The sequence below is a fragment of the Synechococcus sp. CS-1332 genome (genome assembly GCF_025127995.1).
Classification (GTDB): domain Bacteria; phylum Cyanobacteriota; class Cyanobacteriia; order PCC-6307; family Cyanobiaceae; genus Cyanobium.
Genome location: NZ_JAHLYP010000031.1, coordinates 1 through 3,329, shown reverse-complemented (window position 1 = coordinate 3,329; position 3,329 = coordinate 1). Strand labels below are relative to the sequence as shown.

4 protein-coding genes are annotated in these 3,329 nt (G+C 70.7%); 3 read left to right on the top strand and 1 reads right to left on the bottom strand.

Annotation, left to right across the window (positions count from 1 at the left end):
* Positions 1 to 705 (bottom strand): EamA family transporter (locus KQ305_RS06360; protein WP_259724581.1); only part of this gene is annotated, 705 nt, incomplete at its 3' end.
* Between the two features lie 31 nt (positions 706 to 736).
* On the opposite strand from KQ305_RS06360, the gene KQ305_RS06355 reads away from it, so the two are divergent.
* From KQ305_RS06355 to KQ305_RS06345, 3 genes are all read left to right on the top strand, one after another.
* The gene (locus KQ305_RS06355) at positions 737 to 1,369 is read left to right on the top strand and encodes a phycobiliprotein lyase (RefSeq protein ID WP_259724580.1); all 633 of its coding nucleotides are present in this window, start codon (positions 737 to 739) and stop codon (positions 1,367 to 1,369) included.
* A 117-nt stretch (positions 1,370 to 1,486) separates the two neighbouring features.
* On the top strand, positions 1,487 to 2,251 hold the full coding sequence (locus KQ305_RS06350; protein ID WP_259724579.1) for a phycobilisome rod-core linker polypeptide: 765 nt from the start codon (positions 1,487 to 1,489) through the stop codon (positions 2,249 to 2,251).
* A 228-nt stretch (positions 2,252 to 2,479) separates the two neighbouring features.
* A partial coding sequence (locus tag KQ305_RS06345) for a DUF4912 domain-containing protein (protein ID WP_259724582.1) occupies positions 2,480 to 3,329 on the top strand: 850 nt, incomplete at its 3' end.

Here is a 3,329-nt window from a genome sequence, read left to right as displayed (position 1 = left end):
GCGCCCGGCCGGCCGGGGGCCATGGGCGGCCCGCGGCAGCCCCACCAGCAACGGCAGCATCACCACCGCCGCCGCCGCCAGCCGCAGGGTGGCGGCCTGCAGCGGTTCCGGCCCCCCGGCCAGCAGTCCCGCCCGTGCCAGCAGGGCTCCCCCACTGCCGCAGGCCAGTGCCCCAAGGGCCAGGGCCACCCCGACCCCCTCGGCGACTGGAGGCCCGGCAGCCCCCTCGGCCCCCGCCGGCTGGACCTCCCGGGGGGCGCGCTGGTGCACCACCAGCAGCACCGCCAGACTGATCAGCGCGATCCCCAGCCACTGGGCCGGCCGGGGCACCTCCCCCAGCAGCGCCACCCCCGCCAGGCTCGTGACCGCCGGCCCACCGGCGTCGATGGTGAGGGTGCGCCGGGTGCCCAGCCGCCGCAGGGCCGCGAAGAACAGGGTGTCCCCCAGGGCGATCCCCAGCACCCCGCTGAGAGCCAGCAGCAGCAGCGAGCGGGGCGTGACCTGCCAGGGCAGCGCCAGGGCCAGCGGCAGCAGCAGGGCCACCGCCAGCAGGTTCTTGAGCAGGTTCAGCCGGGCCGCCGAGAGGGAGGTGGGCAGCCGGCGCCACAGCAGGCTGGCGAAGGCCCAGCAGAACGCTGCCGCCAGGGCAGCGGCGACGGGAGCGGCGGACAAGGTGCCGCGGGAGGGTGGAAGAGTTGCGATCATCGCCTGATCGCGCCCCATCGCCTGAGCCCCCGTGAGCGGATCCATCGCCGACGCCATCAGCTTCTTCCAGCTCAGCTGCGGCCGCTGGCGCTCCCAGCGCAGCAGCCACCACCTGCTGCACCGCCGCGCCGAGGCGGGTGGCTCCTTCATTGAAGTGGTGGAGCTGGAGGCGGCCGATCCGCGCCTGGAAGCGATCGCCGTCCTGCACGGCCAGGATCCGGCTGGCCTGGTGGGGGGCTGCCAGGTGCGCTGGAGCGGCTCGATGGCCTGGGACAAGGCCGGCGAGGCCCACGAGGGCGAAAGCGTCTTCGGCCTGATCCCCAGCGATGAACGCGGCCGCCAGGGCCTGCTGCTGCGCGATCGGGGCTACGCCGAAACGGCGCCGGTGGCGGGTCACTTCGCCATGGACGACCGGGACGGCCTGCTGCTCACCACCAGCTACGAGACGATGAACAGCCTGGAGCGGTTCAGCTTCGCCGGGCCCGACGTGCGCCTGCGCACCAGCACCGTCGAGGGGCTCTCCAACACCGCTTCCTTCTGCGTCGAGACCCGGATCCACGGCGAGCCCGCATCGCCCACCAGCGCCCCTGAGGGCGAATCCACGGCCCCGGACAGCCCCGCCACCAGCCCCGAAACCGCCTGCCTGTCTGCCCTGGGCTGGTGAGGTCGGCCCCGCTGGCGTTGTGTCGCCAACGTTACGGACTGTGAGCCCTGCCCTCCCGCGCCCGGGGGCGCCGGGGCCCTACTTCTACGATCCCCAACGACGGATGCCGGACCACGCGTGGCTCTTCCACTCCTCAAGTACGCCCCCACCTCCCAGAACTCGCGCGTGGCGCCGTTCCGGGTGGGTTCCGACGAGGACCCCAAGGCTGTGTCCATGGACAAGGCCATGGACCGGGAAGATCAGAATTTCGTGATCGAAGCGGCCTACCGCCAGATCTTCTTCCATGCCTTCAAGGTCGACCGCGACCGCACCCTTGAATCCCAGCTGCGGGACGGCCAGATCAACGTGCGGGAGTTCATCCGCTCCCTGTGCCTGTCGGACACTTTCAACCGCAGCTTCTACAACCTCAACAGCAACTATCGGGTGGCCCGCCACCTGGTCGAGAAGCTGCTGGGTCGCCAGGTCCACGGCAAGTCCGAGGAGATCGCCTGGTCCGCCGTGCTGATGACCCGTGGGGTCCGGGGCATGGTCGACGACATCCTCGACTCCGACGAGTACCTCGACGCCTTCGGCTACGACACCGTGCCCTACCACCGCAACCGGGTGGTGGGCTTCCGTGAGGTCGGTGAGACCCCCTTCAACCTCACCTCCCCCCGCTACGAGTCGTACTACCGGGGCATCCTGGGCTTCCCCCAGATCGTCTACACCGGCAAGACACGCAGCTTCCCCGAGCGTGCCCAGCAGCGCCGCGGCGGCTTCCCGCAGGACTACCTCCCCTGGGTCCGCACCCTCCCCGCCCTGCGTGGCGTCGGCCGCGCCGCCGCCGGCAACACCGGCATGGACTACCTCTCCAAGGTTCCCTACCGCAGCATCGGTCGCTGAACCCAGGCCTGTACGGCTATACCCCCCTTCCACCAGGCCCCTGCAGCGTCATTGCTGCAGGGGCCTTTTTAGGCTTGGACAGCCCGGTGGCGGCGGAGCACCCCTCAGGCCGTCAGTGGTTCCTGACCACCGTGGAACGGCCTCAACCAAAGGGGAGAACCTCCTCCAGACTGATCCCAAACGAATTCTGATGTTGTGAGCCAGAAGACGCTGACCTCCCTGGCGATGATGACGCTGCGCCAGCTGCGGCAGATCGCCAGTGACCTCGGCGTTTCTCTGTACAGCCGCAAGTCCAAGGAGGAGCTGGTGGAAGCCATCAGCACCCGCCAGGTGGAGGAAGGGGAAGGGCGGAGTCTCGAGCTCATCGAAGCGGAGATGCTCCCGGCGCCGCGGCCCGCCGCCGAGACCCGCGTCGTCTTCCTGCCCCGTGATCCCCAGTGGGCCTATGTCTTCTGGGACATCTCCGAGGACGACCTCTCAGGCGCCCTCCATGCCGGTGCCTCCCAGCTCTGCCTGCGCGTCGCCGACGTGACCGGCCTGGCCGGTGGTTCTGCCCACCCCCACACCCTCCAGGAGGTGGTGGTCGACAGCCACGCCACCGAGTGGTACCTCCCCGTTCCCCTCTCCGACCGCGATTACCGGGTCGAGCTCGGCTACCGCAAGGGCGGTGGCGGCGGCTGGATCTCCCTGGCCTATTCCTCGGTCGCCCGGGTGCCGTCGCTGCATCCCTCTGAGCAGATCCTCGATCAGTTCGTTCCTTTCTCCCTCGAGGCGTTCCCCTCCTCCGCCAGCGCCAGCCTGCCGGCTCCCGCCGAAGCGGTCGATTCCGGCCTGCACGAGCGGCTCTACCAGAGCGCGACCAGCCAGTGGCGCCGCCTGGGCCGCGGCTCCGAGGCCTTCCACGAGCTCGAGCGCGACTCTGCCGCCGGCCTGCAGGGCGGCGGCGAGTTCTCCGCCTCCGGCGCCGGCCCCTGGGCCTCGGGCCGCAGCGCCTCCGGCATGGGTGGGGTGGGCTCCCGGCAGCGGTCCTTCTGGCTGGTGGCCGATGCCGAGCTGATTGTGTATGGCGCCACCGATC